At 67.3% G+C, this 21625-nt stretch carries 19 protein-coding genes, 1 tRNA gene and 1 pseudogene; 15 read left to right on the top strand and 6 right to left on the bottom strand.

From position 1 onward, the window contains the following. Positions 1–397 (bottom strand): annotated as a pseudogene (locus tag MT490_RS08505) (dihydroorotase); the annotation flags it as partial. Between the two features lie 49 nt (positions 398–446). After that, complete coding sequence (locus MT490_RS08500; protein ID WP_297385984.1) at positions 447–1436, bottom strand: aspartate carbamoyltransferase catalytic subunit; 990 nt, start codon at positions 1434–1436, stop codon at positions 447–449. 145 nt (positions 1437–1581) lie between these two features. Between MT490_RS08500 and MT490_RS08495 the strand changes: the two genes are divergently transcribed. Continuing rightward, the gene (locus MT490_RS08495; protein ID WP_297385982.1) at positions 1582–3756 is read left to right on the top strand and encodes a M48 family metallopeptidase; all 2175 of its coding nucleotides are present in this window, start codon (positions 1582–1584) and stop codon (positions 3754–3756) included. Between the two features lie 8 nt (positions 3757–3764). On the opposite strand, the gene ruvX is transcribed toward MT490_RS08495, so the two are convergent. Continuing rightward, on the bottom strand, positions 3765–4226 hold the full coding sequence (gene ruvX, locus MT490_RS08490; RefSeq protein WP_297385980.1) for a Holliday junction resolvase RuvX: 462 nt from the start codon (positions 4224–4226) through the stop codon (positions 3765–3767). Beyond that, positions 4223–5326, bottom strand: a complete 1104-nt coding sequence (locus MT490_RS08485; protein ID WP_297385978.1) for a DUF3089 domain-containing protein — start codon at positions 5324–5326, stop codon at positions 4223–4225. The genes ruvX and MT490_RS08485 overlap by 4 nt, the downstream gene beginning before the upstream one ends. Positions 5327–5566: 240 nt before the next feature. Here MT490_RS08485 and MT490_RS08480 point away from each other — a divergent pair, with 240 nt between their 5' ends. The 8 genes from MT490_RS08480 to MT490_RS08445 all read left to right on the top strand — a co-directional run bounded on the left by MT490_RS08480 (position 5567) and on the right by MT490_RS08445 (position 14494). Beyond that, positions 5567–7348: a DUF4153 domain-containing protein gene (locus MT490_RS08480; RefSeq protein ID WP_297385976.1), complete on the top strand. Its 1782-nt coding sequence runs from the start codon at positions 5567–5569 to the stop codon at positions 7346–7348. Positions 7349–7387: 39 nt separating this feature from the next. Beyond that, positions 7388–7675, top strand: a complete 288-nt coding sequence (gene gatC / locus MT490_RS08475) for an Asp-tRNA(Asn)/Glu-tRNA(Gln) amidotransferase subunit GatC (RefSeq protein WP_297385974.1) — start codon at positions 7388–7390, stop codon at positions 7673–7675. After that, positions 7672–9156 (top strand): Asp-tRNA(Asn)/Glu-tRNA(Gln) amidotransferase subunit GatA, encoded by a 1485-nt coding sequence (gene gatA / locus MT490_RS08470; RefSeq protein WP_297385973.1) that lies wholly within the window; start codon positions 7672–7674, stop codon positions 9154–9156. The genes gatC and gatA overlap by 4 nt, the downstream gene beginning before the upstream one ends. A gap of 211 nt (positions 9157–9367) precedes the next feature. Next, positions 9368–10867 (top strand): Asp-tRNA(Asn)/Glu-tRNA(Gln) amidotransferase subunit GatB, encoded by a 1500-nt coding sequence (gene gatB / locus MT490_RS08465; RefSeq protein WP_297385972.1) that lies wholly within the window; start codon positions 9368–9370, stop codon positions 10865–10867. A 97-nt stretch (positions 10868–10964) separates the two neighbouring features. Continuing rightward, the gene (locus tag MT490_RS08460) at positions 10965–12215 is read left to right on the top strand and encodes a hypothetical protein (RefSeq protein WP_297385971.1); all 1251 of its coding nucleotides are present in this window, start codon (positions 10965–10967) and stop codon (positions 12213–12215) included. A gap of 66 nt (positions 12216–12281) precedes the next feature. Beyond that, positions 12282–12890, top strand: a complete 609-nt coding sequence (locus MT490_RS08455) for a peptidylprolyl isomerase (protein ID WP_297385970.1) — start codon at positions 12282–12284, stop codon at positions 12888–12890. A gap of 90 nt (positions 12891–12980) precedes the next feature. Then, on the top strand, positions 12981–13628 hold the full coding sequence (locus MT490_RS08450; protein ID WP_297385969.1) for a hypothetical protein: 648 nt from the start codon (positions 12981–12983) through the stop codon (positions 13626–13628). Next, positions 13625–14494, top strand: coding sequence for a hypothetical protein (locus tag MT490_RS08445; RefSeq protein ID WP_297385967.1), 870 nt, complete (start codon positions 13625–13627; stop codon positions 14492–14494). The genes MT490_RS08450 and MT490_RS08445 overlap by 4 nt, the downstream gene beginning before the upstream one ends. A 53-nt stretch (positions 14495–14547) precedes the next feature. Here MT490_RS08445 and MT490_RS08440 read toward each other — a convergent pair whose 3' ends face one another. Continuing rightward, the gene (locus tag MT490_RS08440) at positions 14548–14733 is read right to left on the bottom strand and encodes a hypothetical protein (RefSeq protein WP_297385966.1); all 186 of its coding nucleotides are present in this window, start codon (positions 14731–14733) and stop codon (positions 14548–14550) included. 109 nt (positions 14734–14842) lie between these two features. On the opposite strand from MT490_RS08440, the gene MT490_RS08435 reads away from it, so the two are divergent. From MT490_RS08435 to MT490_RS08420, 4 genes are all read left to right on the top strand, one after another. Beyond that, a tRNA-Leu gene (locus MT490_RS08435) sits at positions 14843–14927 on the top strand. 66 nt (positions 14928–14993) lie between these two features. Continuing rightward, positions 14994–16649, top strand: a complete 1656-nt coding sequence (gene tig, locus MT490_RS08430; protein ID WP_297385965.1) for a trigger factor — start codon at positions 14994–14996, stop codon at positions 16647–16649. Between the two features lie 128 nt (positions 16650–16777). After that, the gene (locus MT490_RS08425; RefSeq protein ID WP_297385962.1) at positions 16778–17713 is read left to right on the top strand and encodes a glycosyltransferase family 2 protein; all 936 of its coding nucleotides are present in this window, start codon (positions 16778–16780) and stop codon (positions 17711–17713) included. Positions 17714–17842: 129 nt separating this feature from the next. After that, positions 17843–18271 (top strand): hypothetical protein, encoded by a 429-nt coding sequence (locus MT490_RS08420; protein ID WP_297385960.1) that lies wholly within the window; start codon positions 17843–17845, stop codon positions 18269–18271. 7 nt (positions 18272–18278) lie between these two features. On the opposite strand, the gene MT490_RS08415 is transcribed toward MT490_RS08420, so the two are convergent. Beyond that, the gene (locus MT490_RS08415) at positions 18279–19316 is read right to left on the bottom strand and encodes an aldehyde reductase (RefSeq protein ID WP_297385959.1); all 1038 of its coding nucleotides are present in this window, start codon (positions 19314–19316) and stop codon (positions 18279–18281) included. Between the two features lie 147 nt (positions 19317–19463). Here MT490_RS08415 and MT490_RS08410 point away from each other — a divergent pair, with 147 nt between their 5' ends. Further along, entirely contained in the window at positions 19464–20096 is a 633-nt protein-coding gene (locus MT490_RS08410; RefSeq protein ID WP_297385958.1) for an ATP-dependent Clp protease proteolytic subunit, read from the top strand. 147 nt (positions 20097–20243) lie between these two features. Continuing rightward, complete coding sequence (gene clpX / locus MT490_RS08405) at positions 20244–21509, top strand: ATP-dependent Clp protease ATP-binding subunit ClpX (protein WP_297385956.1); 1266 nt, start codon at positions 20244–20246, stop codon at positions 21507–21509. The last annotated feature ends 116 nt before the right edge of the window (positions 21510–21625 follow it).

Here is a 21625-nt window from a genome sequence, read left to right as displayed (position 1 = left end):
CACGCGCGCCCGCCGAGGCATTGATCGCCATCTCGCCGAGATCCTGCCCCTCGAGCCCGCGCGTCGCGGCGGCGAGCGGATGGACCCAGAGCGCCGGCTTGCCCGAGAGCGCGGCGCGGCGGACGATGCCGGGATCGTCGAGCACCGGCGATTGATCGGGCATCAGCCCCACGCGCGCGATACCGCCCGCGCGGCACGCGGCCTTGTCGACCGCAAACACGCCGAGATCGATCAGCGCGGGGGCGAGCGTCTTGCCGCCGAGGTCGATGCGCCGGGCGTCGGCGGGGATGTCGAAATCGCCGGCCGCGGCGATGGTCTCGCCGTCGACCAGGAGGTTGCCGGTGGAAACGCCGCCGACAGGGCAGACGAGCTGCGCGTTGAGGAAGGCGGTTTTCATGCGCGTGCCTCCCAGACTGTCAGGAAGGGGTGGGGGTGACGAACAAACTTCATGCCCAGCCCTCCACGCCGCGCTCGGCCCTGGTGAGCACATCGAGGCAGGCCATGCGCACCGCCACGCCCATCTCGACCTGCTCGGTGATCGCACTGCGCTCGGGATGATCGGCGACGGAGGATTCGATCTCGACGCCGCGGTTCATCGGCCCCGGATGCATCACCAGCGCATCGGGCCTGGCGCGGGCGAGCCGCTCGGGGGTGAGGCCATAGCGCATGTGGAACTCGCGGGTGGAGGGGATGTAGCCGCCGGCCATGCGCTCATTCTGGACACGGAGCATCATCACCACGTCGGCGCCCTCGAGCGCGGCGTCGAAATCGGTGAAGGGCTGGACGTACATGCGCTCGATCGCGGCGGGCATCAGCGTCGACGGCGCGACGACACGCACCTCGGCGGCGAGCGCGGTAAGCGCCAGCATGTTCGAGCGCGCGACGCGGCTGTGGAGGATGTCGCCGCAGATCACCACGCGCTGCCCGGCGATGCTGCCGCGGCGGCGGCGGATGGTGAGCGCGTCGAGCAGTGCCTGGGTCGGGTGCTCGTGCCAACCGTCCCCGGCGTTGAGCACCGGGCAGTCGACCTTCTCGGCGATCAGGTCGACCGCGCCCGAGCTCATGTGGCGGATGACGATCACGTCGGCGCGCATCGCGTTGAGCGTCACCGCGGTGTCGATCAGCGTCTCGCCCTTCTTCACCGAACTCTGCGCGGCATGCATGTTGACCACGTCGGCGCCGAGCCTTTTTCCCGCGATCTCGAACGAGAGCAAAGTGCGCGTCGAATTCTCGAAAAAGGCGTTGATCTGCGTCAGCCCCTCGAGGCGCTTGTCGCTCTTCGCGCGGCTGCGGTTCGCCTCGACCCATTGCTCCGCTTCGTCGAGCAGGAAGACGATCTCGTGCGGCTGGAGGCCCGCAATGCCGGTCAAGTGCCGGTGCGGGAAGGCGGCGCGGCCGGGAAGCTGGGCCGCGGGGCTGTGATCGGAGGCTTGCATTAAAGCTGCGGCGTAGCGACGCGGGAACGCGCGGGCAAGGGCCGCGCGCATCCGAACCGGCCTCCGCAAAAAGTTTCGCGGCAGTAACGGCGCCCGGTTGCCGACCCGCTTTTGCATCCGCTACTCGGAAGCGCATTCGCAAAAAATGGGGCAGAGCGTGTCGAACCGGGTTCGTGAGGCATTCATACTCGTTCTGACCACGTTGATCCTGCCGCTCGCGGTGTTGGCGCTGGGCATCTGGGAGCTGCAGCGCGCGCCCGGGCAGCAGGCCGAAAACAAAACGGCGCGCGCCGAAGTCGCGGCCATGCTCGCCGATCTGGAAGCGGCGACGCGCGCAGCCACCGCCTCGGGGAAGATCGCTTGGGAGACCCAGATCCGCAAGGACGGCCGGCTCTATGTCGGCGAGGCCGCGGTGGGTCTCGCGCGCGAAGAACTGACCCGGCTGGACCGGGTGATCCTGGTCGAGAGCATTCGCGCGCATCTTCCCCCGGTGGTGATCGTCTGCGCCGCGCTCGTGTTGGCGATTTCGATATTGATGCTGCTCGGCTCGGCGGCGCTCGGCTGGGCGGGACGCCAGTCGCGCGACGCGCTCGAGCGCGGTTTCGGCTTTGTCCGGCGCGCGCTGCCGCCGCTGCTGGGCGTCCAGGTCGTCGCGACGGCGATCGGCGTGGTCGCGGCGGTGGGTTTCGAGGCCGCGCCGCTGGTCGAGCTCGAAAATCCGGGCACGCGCGACATGAAGCTGGTGCTCGTCGCGGTCGTCGTGATGGGCTTCTCGCTGTGGACCGCGGGTAAGGCGGTGTACAATCTGCGCCACACGCTGGCCCTGTTCGAGCCGGATCCGCTCGAGATCGACGGCCGCAGCGTTTCGCGCGCCGACGCGCCCGGATTGTGGCAATGGATCGACGCGCTCGCCGATCGGCTCGGCGCGCTGCGTCCGGACCAGATCGTGGTCGGCCTGACGCGCGGTTTCTTCGTCACTTCCGGGCCCAAATTGCTGTCGCCCGGCGGCGAGCGGTTCGAGGGCCGCACGCTCTATTTGCCGCTGCCCTATCTGCCGCTGCTCCGCCAGGACGAAGCCGAGGCGATCATCGGCCACGAGCTCGGCCATTTCACCGGCGGCGATACCGAATACAGCCTGCGCTTCGTGCCGATCTATGCGGGCGTGAACCGCTCGCTCGCCGCGATGGTGCTGGCGGGGCGGGGGGGCGATGGGTCGGACGGACTGATCACGCGTCCCGCGGTCGAGCTGGGCCTGTTCGTGATGGACCGGTTCGATCGCGCGGTGCTCCACTGGAGCCGGTTGCGCGAATTCGCGGCCGACGAAGCGGGCGCCCGCATCACTTCATCGGATGCGCAGGCGCGGGCCCTGCTGCGGACCGGCGCAGTCGAAGGGCGGATCGACGAGACGCTGGGCGCCGCATTTCAGAATCCTGAAAATGCGCCGGCCGACCTGGTCGCGGCGGTGTTCGCGCGCGCATGCGAGATCGGGCTGGACGACCCGATGGCGACCGAGGAGACGCCGCAGCCGCACCCGACCGATACCCATCCCCCCACGCATCAGCGCCTCTCGGCGCTGGGGGTGACGCCGGGTCCGGCGCTGCTCGCCGAAGTCACCGCGCTCCCGGCCGAAGACGCGATGGCGCGGGTCTCGGCGCTGTTCGCCGCGCCGGACCAGCTGTTTCGCGATCTGACCGCCGATTTCACCGGCGGCGCGCGCGAGACCCATCGCGCGCATCGCGAATCGCTGGAGACGGCGGCGGGGGCGGTGGGCGCCGAGGCAATCGTCGTGCAGGACAGCACCCGCGCCGGCGGATGGGCGCTCGGGATCGGCGGGCTGATCTTTGCCGCGATCGCGATCGGCGTGAAGCTGCAGGAAGCGCAATTCCCCGGTGACGCCGATTTGCTGGCGGGGCTCTGCGGGGCGATTGCGGTGGTCTTCCTCCTGATCGGGGTGGGATTGCTGATCCGTGGCGAGAAGCCGTTCGTGACGCTGCATCCCGACGCGCTGGTGCTGGACGGAGTCGATCGTCCGATCGCATGGCAGGAAATCGAGCAGGTCGGCTATCGGGTGGTCGGTGGCGCCCATAACAGCAACGGCTTGCGGTTCAGCGTGTTTCTGGCCGCGGACGCGCCGTTGCCGAGCCGCGCCAAGGGGGCGCGGCGGGCGAAGATCAACCGCAAGCAGCGCAAGATCGAGATCGCCTCGCGGCGCTTCCGCAAGATGACCGCGCAGGAATTCGCCGAGTTGATCGACCGCTATCGCATCGCGGACCATGCGCGGACGCTGCTCGAGCGGCAGGACGCCGCCGCAGCGGCGTAACCCGACGCTCAGGCGTTGACGAGGCCGTCGATCGCGCCCTGGAGGATGTGCGCCGCGGCCATGTTGTCGATCATCTCGGCGCGGCGGGCGCGGCTGAAATCCTGCTCGATCAAGGTGCGCTCGACCGCGACGGTCGACCAGCGCTCGTCCCAGAGCAGGATGGGAAAGCCCATGTCGTCAAGGTTGCGGGCGAAGGCGCGGGTGGACTGGGTGCGTGGGCTATCGGTGCCGTCCAGGTTGAGCGGCAGGCCGACGACCAGGCCCTTCACCTGCTGCTGTGCGATCAGCTCGGCCAGCGCGGCCTTGTCCTTGGTGAACTTGGTGCGGCGGATCAGCAGCGCGGGGCTGGCGAAGCTCCAGCCGGCGTCGCACAGCGCCGTGCCGATCGTCTTGGTGCCGACATCGAGGCCGAGCAGGCGCCCGCCCGCGGGGAGCGCGGCGCGGAACTCGGCGGGGGCGGTGGTGATCACCGCTTGTACGCCGCCAGCCGGCGCTCGGCGTCCTTGCGCACGTTCGCCCAGAACAGGCTGTAGTCGAACACGTGATAGTTGTTGCCGGGCAGGACGTATTGGCCGAACTCGGGCGGGTCGCGGCCGATCGTCAGGAAGCCGCGTCCCTCGCAGCGCGCGGAGACGCGGCCGGTCACCAATTGCGCCGACTGGAAGCTCATGTCGGGGATCAGGGTGCCGAGATTGGCGCTGGCCGGGGCCGAATCGTCGGGCTTGCCGGTGATCGGATTGGTGCAAACCATCGGCGTTCCCGCGCGCGGCTTGCCGGTGAAGCCGGTGGTCGCATCGAACGTGTCGACGATCAGCGCGGGATCGGCGGGCTCGGAGAAGCTCTGCCACGACAGGATGCAGCCGGCCTCGTCGGGCCCCGAGCAGGCGGGCAGGCCCATCTTGGGCAGGTCAGCGGGGATCGAGACCGGCCAGCCGACGACATAGGCCGCGACGATCCGCTTCGCGAGTGGCGTGCCGGCGACGCGATCGACGAGCAGGCGCGAGAGATGGAGTGCGCCCTGGCTGTGGCCCGCGAGGATGATCGGGCGGTCGCCGGCCTCGGTCACGAACTGGTCGAACGCGGCGAGGACGTCGCGATAGGCGAAATCGAGTGCCTTCTGCGCGCTGGCCTTGCTGGTCAGGAAGGCGCCGAAGGTCGCCTGGCGGTAGCGCGGGGCCCAGATCGCGCCGACCGAATTGAACGCGCTGGCCTGGCCGCGGAGGAACAGCGCCGCGCGGTTGTTGGCATCCACATTGTCGAGCGGGGCGTTCCACTTCGCCGTGTCGAGGAACGAAGTCGGATGCACGAAGAATATCGCGGCCTCGGGCTTGTCCGCGGGCTTGAAGCCCGTCGGGGTCCAGAGCGCCGGATTGCCGGGCTTGTCGGGGCGCGCGATCCACATGTCGGCGCGCGCATAGACGCCGCGATCGGGCGGCGGCAGCGTCGCCGCTTCGCCGCCGGGCACCATGAACTGGCGCATCAGCTGCACGCCGTAGAAGCGATAGGCGAAGGCGGCGGCGAGGGCGAGCATGATCAGGACGACGACGACATAAAGGAACTTCCGGGCCACACGCACTCTCCGTTGTGCGATGCAACATAAACGGGTCGTGTTGCAATCGCGTTCCCGTGGCGCACGCGTGTGAAGGATGCAACCGCGTTGACGCGAAAGCGCCGCCGGGGGATGCTCCGGACGAACAGGGGCCGGGGGATCGGTGGCCGAGCGGTGATCTCAGCGAAAGCTCAGCTTTTGCTCATGCCATGCGCGATCGGCTCCGCCACAGCGCCAGCCTAGACAGTGGGAGGATCGACGATGCAGGCGGATGAGGCGATGGCAGGCGAGGGGGCCGCGCCGGCGGCCTGGGCAGCCCGGCCGCTGATCCTGGCGGCGATCGGATTGGCCGCGGGGCTCTGCGTGCACTTCATCCTCGGCAACGGCTATCGCATCACGCTTTCGACGATCGAGGCCGCGGCGCTGACCGGCGTGACGCTCGCGGCGGGGCTGACCGGCTTCACGCTCGAGCGCCGCTTGTGGTGGGCCTCGATCCTGTTCTCGCTGGCGCTTGCGCTCGTCGGCGCGCTCGTGGTGGCGTGGAACGGCACGCCCGAGGACTGGAGCGTCGGCGAGGGCTGGCGGATGGTCAGCCTGCTGCTCGCCGTCGCGATCGCGGCGCCATTGTTCCAGGCGGCACGCGACGAGGGCGCGCGGCGCTTCCCTTATCCGGCGGTGCACGACCATGCCTGGACCAATGTCGTGCTCTTCGGGGCATGTTGCGTCTTCGTGGCGATCGTCTTCGCGCTGGCCTGGCTGCTGGCGATGCTGTTCGACCTGATCAAGATCGATTTCCTCAAGGAGCTGCTCCAGGAGAACTGGTGCTGGCGCAGCCTGATCGGGCTCGCCTTCGGTGCCGCCTTGGGGCTGCTGCGCGAGCACGACTTCGTGGTGCGGCTGCTCCAGCGGGTGGTCGCCCTGGTGCTGGCGGTGCTGGCGCCGGTGCTCGCGGTCGGGCTGCTGCTGTTCGTGCTGGCGCTGCCCTTCACCGGGCTCGACGCCCTGTGGGAGGCGACCAGCGCGACCACCCCGATCCTGCTCTTCTGCGTGGTCGGCGCGCTGATCCTCGCCAATGCGGTGATCGGCAACGCTCCCGAACAGGAACGGCGCTTCCCGCTGCTGCGCTACGGCGCGATGGGGCTGGGCGTGGTGATGCTGCCGCTGGCCATCCTGGCGGCGATCGCGACCGGGTTGCGCATAGGCCAATATGGCTTCACCCCCGAGCGGCTCTGGGCAATCGTGTTCGTGGGCATCGCCTGCCTGTGGGGCGCGGCCTATCTGGTTTCGCTGGTGCTCGGCCGTCTCGACTGGTCCACGCGCGTGCGGCCGTTGAATCTTGTGCTGGCGTTCGTCGTGTGCGGCGTGGCGCTGGTGCTGGCGACGCCGCTGGTGAGCTTCAACGCGATCTCCACGCGCGACCAGCTCGCGCGGCTCGAATCGGGCAAGGTGACGCCGGAACAGTTCGACTGGCGCGCGCTGGCGTTCGATTTCGGTGGTCCGGGGCGGGCGGCGCTCAAGAAGCTGCAGGCATCGGCCAACGCGACGATCAGGGCGCGGGCGAACGAGGTCGCCAAAGCCGAGGGGCGTTGGGATATCAAGGATACGAGCCAGGATACGAAGAAACGCGCCGAAGTGGTGACCAACACGCGGGTGCTGCCGAAGGGCAACGCGCTTCCGCAAGGGCTCTCCGAGGCGATCGCGCAGGGATATGATTGCATCCGCGACCAGAAGTGCAGCGTGCTGCTGGCGAGTGAGACCGAGGCGCTGCTGTTCAAGGACAATTGCTTCGAGGCGCCGAAGCCGACGCCGACGCCTTCCGGGAAGACGCAGGTGCCGGCGCCTGCAAACCAAGGCTGCCGCGAAGGCGAGCGCTTCCGGCTCAGTGACGGCAAATGGCAGGTGGCGCCCGCCACCCGGCCCGCCACCGTCGACGAGCTCTCGACGATCGCGGCCGGCTATGCCGAGGGCAAGGTCGAGATTCGCACCGTCCCGCGGCGCCAGGCCTATGTCGGCGGCGTTCCGGTAGGCGATCCGTTCGAATAGCGTTGCACGGAACGGAGGCGGGGTGCTAGCCGCGCCCTCATGTCCGTAGATACCGCAACCGTGAAGAAGGTGGCCAGCCTCGCCCGGATCGCGATCAGCGATTCCGATGCCGAGCGCCTCGTGCCCGAGCTCAACAACATCCTCGGCTGGATCGAGCAGCTGGGCGAGGTCGACACCGCGAAGGTCGAGCCGATGACCGCCGTGATCCCCAACACGCTGCGCCTGCGCGCCGACGTGGTGACCGAGGGCCAGCAGCGCGACGCCGTCCTCCAGAACGCGCCCCAGGGCGAGCACGGCTTCTTCACCGTGCCGAAGGTGGTCGAATGAGCGACATCACCGATCTGGGCATCGCGCAGCTGCGCGACGGCATCCGCGCGGGAACCTTCTCGGCGCGTGAAGTGGCCGACGCGTTCATCGTCAAGGTGAGCCGCGCCAAGGCGCTCAACGCGTTCATCGTCGAGACGCCCGACCATGCCATCGCCGCGGCCAAGGAAGCGGACGCCGCGCGCGCTGCGGGCGAGACGCTGCGTCCGCTCGCCGGCGTGCCGATCGGCATGAAGGATCTGTTCGCCACCAAGGGCGTGCAGACCACCGCCGCGAGCCACATGCTCGAGGGCTTCAAGCCGGTCTATGAATCGACCGTGTCGCAGCGGCTCTGGGACGCCGGCGCGGGCATGCTCGGCAAGCTCAATCTCGACCAGTTCGCGATGGGTTCGTCGAACGAGACCTCGTACTTCGGCAACGTGATCTCGCCGTGGCGGCGCGGCGGCGGCGACAATGCCCCGCTGGCGCCCGGCGGCTCGTCGGGCGGCAGCAGCGCCGCGATCGCCGCGCGGATCGTGCCGGGCGCGACCGGCACCGATACCGGCGGCTCGATCCGCCAGCCGGCGGCCTTCACCGGCATCTCGGGCATCAAGCCGACCTATGGCCGCTGCTCGCGCTGGGGCGTGGTCGCCTTCGCCTCGTCGCTCGACCAGGCCGGGCCGATGGCGCGCGACGTGCGCGACTGCGCGATCCTGCTCGAGAGCATGGCGGGCTTCGATCCGAAGGACTCGACCTCGCTCGAACTGCCGGTGCCGAAATGGGAGGCCGGCCTGTCGTCGAGCCTGCGCGGCAAGAAGATCGGCATCCCCAAGGAATATCGCGTCGACGGCATGCCCGAGGAGATCGAGGCGCTGTGGCAGCGCGGGATCGACTGGGTGAAGGACGCCGGCGCCGACGTGGTCGAGGTGAGCCTGCCGCATACCAGATATGCGCTGCCGGCCTATTACATCATCGCGCCGGCCGAGGCCTCGTCCAACCTCGCGCGCTATGACGGCGTACGCTACGGGCTGCGCGAGCTGGCCGACGGGCAGAACCTTCAGGAAATGTACGCCGCGACGCGCGCCGCGGGCTTCGGCGACGAGGTCAAACGCCGCATCCTGATCGGCACCTATGTGCTCTCGGCGGGCTTCTACGACGCCTATTACACCCAGGCGCAGAAGGTCCGCACGCTGATCGCGCGCGACTTCGACAATGCGTGGGCGCAGTGCGACCTGCTGCTCACCCCGACAGCGCCGAGCGCGGCGTTCGCGCTGGGCGAGAAATCGGCCGATCCGCTGGCGATGTACCTGAACGACGTCTTCACCGTGCCGAGCTCGCTCGCCGGTTTGCCGGCGATGTCGGTGCCGGGCGGGCTCGACAAAAGCGGGCTGCCGCTGGGCCTCCAGATCATCGGCAAGCCGCTCGACGAGCAAGGCGTGCTGAATGCGGGGCTGGCGATCGAGGAGCGCGCCGGGTTCACGGCGCGGCCGGAGAGCTGGTGGTAGCCGCGCGCTTTTGCATGACGTGCCGGCGTCCGTTGGATGTCGAAAGCGACCCGCTTTCTACCGATTGTGGTGGGGATTGTTGGGGTTGTGTTGGTGAGGCTGAGCTGGGCGGTGAACTGACGCCGAAAGTTGAGCACGAAATTGCGCTGGGTCTGCGAAATCCGGACGGATCGCCAAAAGACCGGGGCAGAGTTTAATGCAGGAAGATCGAATGAGCGATTACCGCATCCAGGGCGACACCGGCGAATGGGAGGTCGTGATCGGCCTCGAGGTCCATGCGCAGGTGACCTCGCACGCCAAGCTCTTCTCGGGCGCGGCGACCGCGTTCGGCGCCGAGCCCAACAGCCAGGTGTCGCTGATCGACGCGGCGATGCCCGGCATGCTGCCGACGCCCAATCGCGAGTGCATCCGCCAGGCGGTGCGCACCGGCATGGCGATCGGGGCGGTGATCAACAAATGGTCGCGCTTCGATCGCAAGAATTACTTCTACGCCGATCTGCCGCAGGGCTATCAGATCAGCCAGCTTTTCCACCCGCTGGTGGGCGAGGGGACGGTCGAGATCAGCCTCGATGAGAAGGATCCCGAGGCCGAGGTCAAGGCGATCGGTGTCGAGCGCATCCATGTCGAGCAGGACGCCGGCAAGCTGATGCACGACCAGCATCCGACGCGCTCCTACGTCGATCTCAACCGCGCCGGCGTGGCGCTGATGGAGATCGTGTCCAAGCCCGATATGCGCTCGCCGCAGGAAGCGGGGGCGTATCTCTCCAAGCTGCGCGCGATCCTGCGCTATGTCGGCTCGTGCGACGGCAATATGGACCAGGGCTCGATGCGCGCCGACGTCAATGTCAGCGTCCGCAAGCCGGGTACGGAACTCGGCACCCGCACCGAGACCAAGAACGTCAATTCGGTACGCTTCGTGATGCAGGCGATCGAGACCGAGGCGCGCCGCCAGGTCGAGGTACTCGAGAGCGGCGGCCGGATCGTCCAGGAGACGCGGCTGTTCGATCCCGATCGCGGCGAGACGCGTTCGATGCGCTCGAAGGAAGACGCGCACGACTATCGCTATTTCCCCGATCCCGACCTGCTGCCGCTCGAGCTCGACGATGCGTTCCTCGAGGAATGCCGGGCGAGCCTGCCCGAATTGCCCGACGCCAAGCGTCGTCGCTACGAGGGCGTGCTGGGGCTGAGCGCCTATAACGCCGCCGTGCTGACGGCCGATGCGGATACCGCGCGCTGGTTCGAGGCGCTGCTGGCCGAGAGCGCGCGCATCCAGAAGAAGGGCGAGAACGAAGTCGCCCGTGCTGCCGCCAACTGGCTGCTTTCGGACCTGTATGGCGCGCTCAACCGGCTGAGCAAGGATCTCGATGAGAGCCCGGTCAGCCCCGAGCAGGGCGCCGAATTGCTCGCCTTGGTCGCCGACGGGACGATCTCGAACACGCTCGGCAAGCAGGTGTTCGAGATCATGCTCGAGACCGGCGACGCGCCGGCCAGGATCGTCGAAGAGCGGGGCATGAAGCAGACCAGCGACACCGGCGCGATCGAGGCGGTGATCGCCGAGGTGCTGGCGAAGAACCCGGGCCAGCTCGAGCAGTATCGCGGCGGCAAGGAGGCGCTGTTCGGCTTCTTCGTCGGACAGACGATGAAGGCGATGGGCGGCAAGGCCAACCCGGCGGTGGTCAATGAGCTGCTCAAGAAGGCGTTGGCAGGCTAGGGCTCCGCAGGACCCCCTCTCGCGAAGCGCTTTTCATTTCGCCGCCGTTCCCATATCTTCGCAACTGCGCACGTGCGCAGATCGGGGGAGGGGTTTCATGGCAGCTTTGGCGGAGGCGGAAGACGCCGCGGAATCGATCGGCAGCAACCTTGCCGAGGCCGTGGTCGGGCCGGTCGCGAGCTTCGCCTTCGGCCAGCTCCTTTCGGCGACCGGGATCACCACCGACAGCCAGGCGCAGATGAGCGCGCAGCTCGATGCGATCATCTCCGCCATCGCGACGTTGCAGACGACGATCGACGCGTTTCGGACTGCGTTCGACAGCGCCATCACCCAGGTGAATTACGACGTGGTTGCGCAGCCGCTCGACGACCTGATCGCGACGAACACCACGCTGGGCGGACTGTTCAAGGATCTCGCCGATCGCGACCCCGGCGATACGGACGGCATCGCCAATGCCAAAAAGCTGATCCGGGCCGAGATGGACAAGTCGATCGCCGACGCGCCTGCCACCTGGAACAACGCGCTGGCCGGCGCGGCGGGCACCACTTCGGTGCTGACAGCCTGGAATCGCGTCGTGCACACGCATTATGAATTCTTCGGGCCGGATGCCACCAACGCGATCCAGAAGCATTGGGCCTATCTCGACAGCCAGCAGGCACAGGCAGTGATGCACTGCGTCGAATATCTCAATGACCAGGGCGATCACGAGGGGGCGGTGCGGACGCTGGCTGACTGGCAAACCAACCGCACCGCCCAGCTCGGCTTGCTGCGCGGGATGCGCGACGCGGTCGACACGTTCCAGTGGGCGGATCCGACCGACAAGACGGTCTCGACGGTCTCGACGCCGGTCAAGTCGCTGCCGCCCAATGTGGTGATCACCACCGTGCCCGACGGCATCAGGATGTTCTGCCTGATCATCAGCGCATGGGTCCAGCACGGCGAAAGTGACGATGTCAGCACCTTCAACGGCGGGCTGCAGCCGCTCGAAAACGCCGTGCATTGGCAGACCGGCTGCTGGAACTGGAGCGTCATGCCCATTCCCGAACTGATCGACGCTCTGAATCACTTCGGCGGAAACGTCGGGGGCGGCGGTGCGGATTACTTCGCGGACGCCCTGAAGCAGCATGGCTTCACTGTTCCCGACGGGCTGCGCCTCTGGTCCGATGTCACGCGCGACGCCTACGGCAATCCCCAGAATCAGGACGGCTATTACGGCACCCGGTCGATATTCGTCGACGGCGACAGCTGGTGGAACCCGTCGACCAATTGGGGCGACAATGCCTGCATCTTGTTCCAGCGAAGCCTGGATAGCGGCGAGGCCGACAATTATTGGTACGCCAACGCCTGACGCGGCGTTGCTTTCGCATGATCTCGGCCTAGCATGCCGGCAATCCGTCGCGAGGCAACGAAATCCATGCGCCACCTGGTCCTGATGCTGTTCTGTTTCCTCGCGTTGCCCGCCCTCGCGCAAGTCACGCCTGCACCCGCGCCCAACCCCCGCGTCGCGCTCGAGACCAGCGCCGGCCGGATCGTCGTCGAGGTCTATCTCGACAAGGCGCCGATCAGCGCGAAGAACTTCCTGCGCTATGTCGACGCCAAACGGCTCGACGGCATCGTCTTCTACCGCACGGTGAAGGTCCAGGAGCGGTTCGGCTTCGTCCAGTTCGGCGTGCAGAACGCTCCGGCGAAGATGTTTCCGCCGGTCAAGCACGAACCGACCAGCCAGACCGGGATCAGGCATCTCGACGGCACGCTCTCGATGCCGCGACTCGCGCCGGGCAGCGCGCGCGGCGAGTTCACGATCATGGTCGGCGACCAGCCTTCCTTCGACGCGGATCCCGCCAAGCCGGGCGACAATCTCGGCTATGCCGCGTTCGCGCGCGTGGTCGAGGGGATGGACGTGGCGGTCAAGATCATGGACGCGCCTATCTCGCCGGCCAAGACGCTGCAGGGCAGCTTCAAGGGCGAGGTTCCGGTGACGCCGGTCAAGGTGCTGACGGCGCGGCGGGTTCCGGCGGCGTAGCATCGAGATTCGGGATTGTTTCGAACGCGGTACTGAATATTCTCCGTCCCGGGGGATGGCGATTCGACGCCATCGTGAGGGGGAGAAATCATGAAACTGACGAGCGTGGCTGCCCTCGGGGCGGCCGCTGCGCTGGTGTGTGCCGTTGCACCGGTCCGAGCACAGGAGGCGACCGCGGACGCGGGAAGCGCCCCGGCGGCCGTGTCGGCTACAACCTATCTGGCGGACAGCGCATCGCCGTTCGGCGTGCCTGACGCAATCGATCCGGCGTCGATCAAGATGCCGGAACTGCAATTCAAGCCCGATCCAAGCGATGCGGGCGACTATGACAAATATTACTACTTCCACCGGCTCGATACCGATTTCGCGACGGCCTATGCCGATGTCCGCGAATGCGACGGCTACGCGCGCGGTCTGGTGAGCGGCATCGGCTATACGCAAGTGCCCTATCCCTATGCAGGAACACTCGCGGGCGCGATCGGTGGGGCACTGGGCGACATGCTGGCCCAGGCGATATGGGGATCGGGAGAGAAGCGTCGCGTGCGTCGCGTCAACATGCGGACCTGTATGCACTTTAAGGGCTATGACCGCTACGGCCTGCCCAAGAAGCTGTGGACCGAGTTCAACTTCGAGGAGGGCCTGTCGGGCGTCAGCGAAAAGGACCGCACCCGCTATCTGCAACAACAGGCACTGGTCGCATCATCGGCCAAGCCCGAGGAAAAGGCGTTGGGCCTGTGAACAAGCTTCTCCTTTCCGCGCTGGCGTCGCTGACGCTGGCCAGCCCCGCGATCGCGGGCGACAAACATCCGGTCTTCGTCGAGACGAAGGCAGTCAAGGACAAGCCGGTGGTGGCGCTCGATCCCGCCAAGGCGTATGTGATGCTGCGCACCGACGAGGCGGTGCCGCTTTACCTGATGCGCATGCCGACCGCGGACGAGCAGGCGGTCTACGCCGAGCTTCGGAGCAAGGCCCTAGCCGAGGCGCGGGGGAAATATGCGAAGAAGCGCGCCAATTATGATCGCGCCGTGACCGCGGCGGCCAAGCTGCCCAAGGGCTCGCCCGCGCCTCGAATTCCGGACGAGCCGATCGAGCCGACCGAGGCCAATTTCGAGTTCACTCCGTTCGGGGCAATGGCGGCGGTGGGGATCGGTCCGCTCGATCGCTTCGCCAAGGCCAAGGGCGGTGCGTCGACTTATCTGCAGGAACTCACTCCGGGCGAATATCGCATCTATGGACATCTGGTGATCGGGCCCAACGCAGCGCTCGGCTCCTGTTTCTGCATGGGCAGCGTCAAGTTCGAGGCGCGGGCGGGCGAGATCGTCGACATGGGCGTGATCCTGACCGACGGAATAGCACGTCCCAAGGCGACACCGGGCGACTCGTCGATGCCGGTGGTGATGGACATTCCCAACTATCTGGGGCCGGCTCCGGCGGAGATGACGCTCGATCCGCGGCTCGCGCAGATGACCGTGCGGCGCGCGGAGTATCGGCCGGTCGGCAAGCTGCCCAATTATTTCGGCGTGACGATCGGGCGGATCCCCGAGATGGCCGGAGTCTTCCGTTACGAAAGGGATCGCATCGTCGATCTCGCCGGCACGAACTGAACCGGTGCGGTGGTGGCGGCCGGCTCTTCGCCACCGCGTCATTCGTGTTCTTCTCACGCCATCGGCTGCCCCGGCGCAACCTTCGGGTCGCCGCCGGGTTGCGGCGCGGGCACGTCCACGTCGGGCGCGGGCGGATTATATTCGGGCGGCGGCGCGGTCGGCTGGCCCGGCTGCGGCGCGCCGGGATTCTCCGAAGGCGCGGGCTCGGGCGTGGCCGGGATGGGGGGCTCGACGGGCATCAGGACTCTCCTTGTCCCCCATTGAACGCGGGGCGCGGCGACGCAGTTGCTTCGCGGCTTGCCCCGGGGCCCATGACTGCTATAGAGCCCGCCGACCGGCGGTGCCCCTGCGGGCGTGGCGGAACTGGTAGACGCGCCAGATTTAGGTTCTGGTATCGAAAGGTGTGGGGGTTCGAGTCCCTTCGCCCGCACCAGCACCGCCGCTCTCTGATCAGCGTCCCGGCGCCGCGATCCCAATTCTAGTGTGGAAGCCTGAAAGAATGCAGACTGTCGAGACGTTGAACGAGGGCCTCAAGCGCGCCTACACGCTCAAGATCACTGCCAAGGACATCGACTCCAAGGTCGATGCCGAAGTGAAGCGGGTCGCCCCGCAGGTCCGCATGCCCGGCTTCCGCCCGGGCAAGGTCCCCGCGAACCTCGTGCGCAAGATGCACGGCGAGGCGCTGGCGCAGGACGCGCTCAACAACTCGATCCAGGAAGGCGTGCAGAAGCTGCTCGTCGAGCACAAGCTGCGCCCGGCGATGCAGCCGGCGGTGAGCCTCGAGGGCGACTATGCGCCCGGCAAGGACGCCGAGATCAAGATCGAGCTCGAAGTGCTCCCCGACGTGCCGACGCCGTCGATCGAGGGCCTCAAGCTCGAGCGCCTGACCGTCCCGGCCGACGATGCCGCGGTCGACGAGCAGCTCAAGCAGCTCGCCAGCAACCAGAAGGGCTGGGACGACGCCCCCGCCAAGCACAAGGCCGCCACCGGCGACCAGGTGACGATGGACTTCGTCGGCAAGACCGCCGACGGCGTCGCCTTCGAGGGCGGCACCGGCGAGGGCATGGCGGTCGAGATCGGCTCGGGCCGCCTGATCCCGGGCTTCGAGGACCAGATCGTCGGCGTGAAGGCCGGCGACGAGAAGACGATCAACGTCACCTTCCCCGAGGATTACGGCGCCAAGAACCTCGCGGGCCAGCCCGCGACCTTCGATCTCAAGATCACCGCGGTGAAGACCGCCGGCGAGACCAAGATCGACGACGATTTCGCCAAGGCGCTCGGCCTGCAGGACCTCGAGCAGCTCAAGGGGCTCCTCAAGGGCCAGATCGAGCAGCAGCTCAACGGCCTCACCCGCACCTATATGAAGCGCAAGCTGCTCGATCAGCTCGCCGCGGGCCACGACTTCCCGGTGCCGCCGTCGATGGTCGACGCCGAGTTCCAGCAGATCTGGCACCAGCTCGTCCACGAGACCGAGCATGAGGAGGATCCCGCCGCTGCGCTCGCCGAGCTCGAGGCCGAGCGCGACGATTACTTCAAGATCGCCGAGCGCCGCGTGCGCCTGGGCCTGCTGCTCTCCGAGATCGGCACCGCCAACGGCGTCGAGGTCAACAGCCAGGAGATGAACCGCCTGATCGCGCAGGCCGCGCAGCAATACGGCCCCGAGGATCGCCAGCGCTTCATCCAATATGTCCAGCAGGAGCCGATGGCGGCCGCCCAGCTGCGCGCGCCTCTGTTCGAGGACAAGGTCGTCGACTTCCTGTTCGACAAGGCCGAGATCAGCGAGCGCGAAGTGACGCGCGAGGAGCTCGAGGCCGCGATCGAGAGCGACGAGGGCTTCGACACCGGCACCTACACGCACGACCACGACAACCACAAGCCCAAGGCCAAGAAGGCCGCCGCCAAGAAGCCGGCCAAGGCCGAAGCCGCGGCCGACGAAGCCCAGGCCGAGGAACCGGCGAAGAAGGCTGCCACCAAGAAGGCGCCGTCCAAGGCCGACAAGAAGGTCGAGACCCCGGCCGGTGCCGACGACCTCGTCGAGGCCGAGCCGGTGAAGAAGGCGGCGACCAAGAAGGCGCCGGCCGCCAAGGCCGAAGCAGCGGAAGAGGCTCCGGCCAAGCCCGCCAAGAAGGCCCCGGCGAAGAAGAAGGCCGACTGATTCTGGCCACACCGTCACCCCGGCCTTGTGCCGGGGTCCACGGTGCCGCTAGCTATGCGCCAGCGATTTAGCGTCTCGCTTGGCCGCCCGGTGGACCCCGGCACAAGGCCGGGGTGACGCGTGGGGGGATGAACTTGGCCGAACCGCGCATCGCAGTCCTTCTGCCCTGCTACAACGAGGAAGCGGCGATCGCGCAGACGGTCGCCGGCTTCCGCGCGGCGTTCCCCGCCGCCGCCATCTACGTCTACGACAATAACAGCCGCGACCGCACGATCGAGGTCGCGCGCGCTGCCGGTGCCATCGTCCGCAGCGAGCGGATGCAGGGCAAGGGCAATGTCGTGCGGCGGATGTTCGCCGACGTGGATGCCGATATCTATGTGATGGCCGATGGCGACGCGACCTATGACGCGGGCGCCGCGCCGGCGATGGTCGAGCGGCTGACCAGCGAGGGGCTCGACATGGTCGTCGGCACCCGCGTGCACGAGGCGGCCGAGGCCTATCGCCGCGGTCATGTGCTCGGCAACCGCGCGATGACCGGGCTGCTCGCGCATCTTTTCGGGCGCAGCTTCACCGACATCTTCTCGGGCTATCGTGTCTTCTCGCGGCGCTTCGTGAAGAGCTTCCCGGTGCTCTCCTCGGGGTTCGAGATCGAGACCGAGATCAGCGTCCATGCGCTCGAGCTCAAGATGCCCGTCGGGGAGGCGGAGACGCGCTATTTCGCGCGGCCCGAGGGTTCGGCGTCGAAGCTCAACACCTATCGCGACGGCTTCCGCATCGCGAAGACGATCGCGGTGCTCTACCGGATCGAGCGGCCGATGCTGTTCTTCGGGTTCATTGCGACGGTGTTCGCGATGATGGCGCTGATCCTCGCCTTCCCGCTGGCGATCACGTACCTGGAGACGCACAGCGTCCCGCGCTTCCCGACCGCGATCCTCGCTACGGGGCTGATGATCCTCGCCTTCCTCAACCTGTTCACCGGGCTGATCCTCGACACGGTGGTGCGCGGCCGGCGCGAGATGCGGCGGCTCGCTTACCTGGCGGTGAAGGGGCCGTTCGGGGGCTGAGCGGCCTCTTGGCAGGGCGCAGGACGGGTTTCGTCGACAAATGCTTCTGCACTGAGCGGCAGGCGATCACATCTTCGTTTTTCTTGCGGGGAAACGAGGATGCGCGGAGCGTTGCGGCTCGGGATTGGTATGGCGTTGCTGGCAGGTGTCGCGGCGCCGTTGGACGGGCAGGAGGCGCCGGTCGCCTACGCGATCCCGAACCCGCTTCCAGACGGGCCGGCCTTGCCCGGCGACGACAAGCTCAGCTGCGCGCAGGTCCTCGCCGAATCGCGCGGAAGGCTGAAGCAGCTGGACGAGATCGAGGCCGCGCGCGAGGCGATCGTCTACAGGAAGGGCGCGAAGACCAAGGCGCTCGAAGCCGCCGGCATGCTGGGGAGCATGTTGCCCGGCCCGATCGGGCAGGCCGCGGCAATGGCATCGGCCACCGCGCAAATGGCGACGACGCGCGACGATTCGAAGGCCAATTACGGCGCGATCGACGGCAAGTCCGACTGGGTGATGGATCGGATGGATCTGATGAACGAAACCTACCAGCAGCGGTGTCTGGCCGGCGAGTGAAGCCGGATCAGGCTCCGGCGACCAGCCCGAGCCTGATCAAGCTCTCCGCGCTCGCGACGATCGCATCCTCGTTCGATCTCGGCGTCCAGCCCAGCACGCGGCGCGCCTTTTCGTTGCTGGCATCCGCCTTGATCCCCAGCCGCGGCACGGCTTCGCGCGCAAGCGGATTGAAGATCGCCAGCAGCCGGATCAGCCAGTCGGGCAGCTCGCGCTTCGGCACCTTGGAGGCCGCCGGGCCCAGTCGCTCGCGGAGCACCGTCGCCATCTGGTGGAACGACATCGCCTCGCCGGCCACCGCGAGGAAGCGCTCGCCCGCGGCGGCGGGGTCGGTCATCGCGCGCAGCTGGAGGTCGGCGACGTCGCGGACGTCGACCACGCCCAGATAGAGTCGCGGCGTGCCGGGCATCTTGCCCTCGAGCATCGTCTGGACGAGGAAGATCGAGGTCGACAGGTCGCCGTTCAGCGCCGGGCCGAAGATGCCGACCGGGTTGACCACCGCCAGCTCCATGCCGCCCCCTTCGCGGGCGATGAAGTCCCAGGCGGCGCGCTCGGCGAGCGTCTTCGATTTCATATAGGGCTGGACCGCCGGGCCCTCGGGATCGGTCCAGTCGGTTTCGGTATAGGGCGTCTCGCGCTGCCCCTGGCCATAGCCGATCGCGGCGAAGGACGAGGTGACGACGACGCGCTTGACCCCGGCGTCCCGCGCCGCCCGGAGCACGCGCAGCGTTCCCTCGCGCGCCGGGCGGATCAGGTCGTTCTCGTCCTTGGGCTGTGCGGGCGGGAAGGGGGAGGCGACATGCTGGACATAGTCGCAGCCGGCCACCGCTTCGGCCCAGCCTTCGTCCTTCTCCAGGTCGGCGGCGAAGAAGGTCAGGCGTTCCCCCACATCCGCGCCGGCGCGGGCGAGGGCCGCGCGGATCTCGGGTTCGCGCGCCAGGCTGCGGACGGTGGTGCGTACCGAATGCCCCGCCTCCAGCAACTGGAGGATGACATGGCTTCCCACGAAGCCCGAGCCGCCCGTCACCAGGACCGTATGTGTCGCCATCGCAACGATGTGGGAGTCGGCCAGGTTCGGTTCAATACCGCCCATTCACTGCGTTCCCCCCTTGCGCCGCGCAGCCCGAGCGCCGATGTTGGGAACCCTGGGCAAACATCCAAGAGAAAATCCCACATGCATCCGCTTTCCGGTCAGATGACCATTGATCCCGTTACCGGCGGTCTCGTTCCGATCGTCATCGAACAGTCGAGCCGCGGCGAGCGCAGCTTCGACATCTATTCGCGCCTGCTCCGCGAGCGGATCGTGTTCGTCACCGGCGGCGTCGAGGACCACATGGCCTCGCTGATCACCGCCCAGCTGCTCTTCCTCGAGTCCGAGAACCCGAAGAAGGACATCTGGATGTACATCAACTCGCCGGGCGGCGTGGTCACCGCCGGCATGGCGATCCACGACACGATGCAATATATCCGCCCGCGCGTCGGCACGGTCTGCATCGGCCAGGCGGCGTCGATGGGCAGCTTCCTGCTCGCGAGCGGAGAGCCGGGCCTGCGAGTCGCGCTCACCAATGCCCGCATCATGGTGCACCAGCCCTCGGGTGGCGCGCAGGGCATGGCCTCGGACATCGAGATCCAGGCTAAGGAGATTCTCCGTATTCGCCAGCGGATGAATGACCTGTATGCCAAGTATACGGGTCAGCCGCTCGAGAGGATCGAGCGCGCGATGGATCGCGACACCTTCCTCGAGGCCAATGAGGCCAAGGAGTTCGGGATCGTCGACGAAGTTTACGAAAAGCGGCCGCAGCCGACCGAAGACGCAGCAGCTGCTTAAGAATATTGGATTATAGCCGTCCGCGGGCAAAGGCCCGCGGACGGATGGCACCGCTTCGCTGCGGGCCGATTATGGATTGCCGGACGGGAACCCGCGTGTAGGATGGCGGGTAGTGGCTACGCGTTCGGCGCGTAAAGGATGGATTGAATGACCAAGCTCAGCGGCGGCGACTCCAAGAGCACGCTCTATTGCTCGTTCTGCGGTAAGTCGCAGCACGAGGTGCGCAAGCTCATCGCCGGCCCCACCGTCTTCATCTGCGACGAGTGCGTCGAGCTCTGCAACGACATCATCCGCGAGGAGACCAAGTCCGCGCTGGTGTCGAAGAAGGACGGCGGCGTCCCCACGCCGCAGGAAATCTGCGACGTGCTCGACGATTACGTCATCGGCCAGAAGCAGGCCAAGCGCGTGCTCTCGGTCGCCGTGCACAACCACTACAAGCGGCTCAACCACGGCGCCAAGGGCGCGGACGTCGAGCTCGCCAAGTCGAACATCCTGCTCGTCGGCCCTACCGGCTGCGGCAAGACCTTGCTGGCGCAGACGCTGGCGCGCATCCTCGACGTGCCGTTCACGATGGCCGATGCGACGACGCTCACCGAAGCCGGCTATGTCGGCGAGGATGTCGAGAACATCATCCTCAAGCTGCTGCAAGCTTCGGACTATAATGTTGAGCGCGCGCAGAGGGGAATTGTCTACATCGACGAGATCGACAAGATTTCGCGCAAGGCCGAGAACCCCTCGATCACCCGCGACGTTTCGGGCGAGGGCGTCCAGCAGGCGTTGCTCAAGCTGATGGAAGGCACGACCGCCTCGGTTCCGCCGCAGGGCGGCCGCAAGCATCCGCAGCAGGAGTTCCTCCAGGTCGATACGACCAACATCCTGTTCATCTGCGGCGGCGCGTTCAGCGGCCTCGAGAAGATCATCGGCGATCGCCTGCAGGGCAAGTCGATCGGCTTCGGCGCCTATGTCGCCGCGCCGGAAGAGCGCCGCACCGGCGAGGTGCTGCGCCAGACCGAGCCGGAGGATCTGCTTAAGTTCGGCCTGATCCCCGAGTTTGTCGGCCGCCTGCCGGTGATCGCGACGCTCGAGGACCTCGACATCGAGGCCCTGGTCAAGATCCTCACCGAGCCGAAGAACGCCTTGGTCAAGCAGTATCAGAAGCTGTTCGACATGGAGGGCGTCAAGCTCGGCTTCAACGACGACGCGCTCACCGCGGTGTCGAAGAAGGCGATCGACCGCAAGACCGGCGCGCGCGGGCTGCGCTCGATCCTCGAGGCGATCCTGCTCGACACGATGTTCGACCTGCCCGGAATGGACGGCGTCGACGAGGTGATGATCGACAAGGACGTGGTCGACGGGCGCAAGGATCCGGTCCGCATCTACGCCAAGAAGGAAAAGGCCGGCAGCGCCGCCTGAGCTTCTGTTGCCAAAACACTGCACAAGCGGCCGGAAAGACATCTTTCCGGCCGTTTTTGCATGCACGCGCGATTGACCGACTCGCCCACGAGGCGCACCATCTCCGGCAGTAAACG

It is taken from the genome of Sphingomonas sp., from assembly GCF_026460985.1.
Lineage (GTDB): Bacteria > Pseudomonadota > Alphaproteobacteria > Sphingomonadales > Sphingomonadaceae > Sphingomonas.
Note: the sequence above shows the minus strand (reverse complement) of the source record. Positions and strands in the feature narration are given on the sequence as shown.

Excerpts from the sequence above, each read along its gene's own strand:
- clpX (WP_297385956.1), top strand. The coding sequence starts at position 20,244 with ATGACCAAGCTCAGCGGCGGCGACTCCAAGAGCACGCTCTATTGCTCG.
- MT490_RS08410 (WP_297385958.1), top strand. The coding sequence starts at position 19,464 with ATGACCATTGATCCCGTTACCGGCGGTCTCGTTCCGATCGTCATCGAA.
- tig (WP_297385965.1), top strand. The coding sequence starts at position 14,994 with ATGCAGACTGTCGAGACGTTGAACGAGGGCCTCAAGCGCGCCTACACG.
- MT490_RS08450 (WP_297385969.1), top strand. The coding sequence starts at position 12,981 with ATGAAACTGACGAGCGTGGCTGCCCTCGGGGCGGCCGCTGCGCTGGTG.
- MT490_RS08495 (WP_297385982.1), top strand. The coding sequence starts at position 1,582 with ATGGGGCAGAGCGTGTCGAACCGGGTTCGTGAGGCATTCATACTCGTT.
- MT490_RS08480 (WP_297385976.1), top strand. The coding sequence starts at position 5,567 with ATGCAGGCGGATGAGGCGATGGCAGGCGAGGGGGCCGCGCCGGCGGCC.
- MT490_RS08460 (WP_297385971.1), top strand. The coding sequence starts at position 10,965 with ATGGCAGCTTTGGCGGAGGCGGAAGACGCCGCGGAATCGATCGGCAGC.
- MT490_RS08455 (WP_297385970.1), top strand. The coding sequence starts at position 12,282 with ATGCGCCACCTGGTCCTGATGCTGTTCTGTTTCCTCGCGTTGCCCGCC.
- MT490_RS08425 (WP_297385962.1), top strand. The coding sequence starts at position 16,778 with ATGAACTTGGCCGAACCGCGCATCGCAGTCCTTCTGCCCTGCTACAAC.
- MT490_RS08420 (WP_297385960.1), top strand. The coding sequence starts at position 17,843 with ATGGCGTTGCTGGCAGGTGTCGCGGCGCCGTTGGACGGGCAGGAGGCG.
- gatB (WP_297385972.1), top strand. The coding sequence starts at position 9,368 with ATGAGCGATTACCGCATCCAGGGCGACACCGGCGAATGGGAGGTCGTG.
- MT490_RS08415 (WP_297385959.1), bottom strand. The coding sequence starts at position 19,316 with ATGGCGACACATACGGTCCTGGTGACGGGCGGCTCGGGCTTCGTGGGA.
- gatA (WP_297385973.1), top strand. The coding sequence starts at position 7,672 with ATGAGCGACATCACCGATCTGGGCATCGCGCAGCTGCGCGACGGCATC.
- MT490_RS08500 (WP_297385984.1), bottom strand. The coding sequence starts at position 1,436 with ATGCAAGCCTCCGATCACAGCCCCGCGGCCCAGCTTCCCGGCCGCGCC.
- MT490_RS08440 (WP_297385966.1), bottom strand. The coding sequence starts at position 14,733 with ATGCCCGTCGAGCCCCCCATCCCGGCCACGCCCGAGCCCGCGCCTTCG.
- gatC (WP_297385974.1), top strand. The coding sequence starts at position 7,388 with ATGTCCGTAGATACCGCAACCGTGAAGAAGGTGGCCAGCCTCGCCCGG.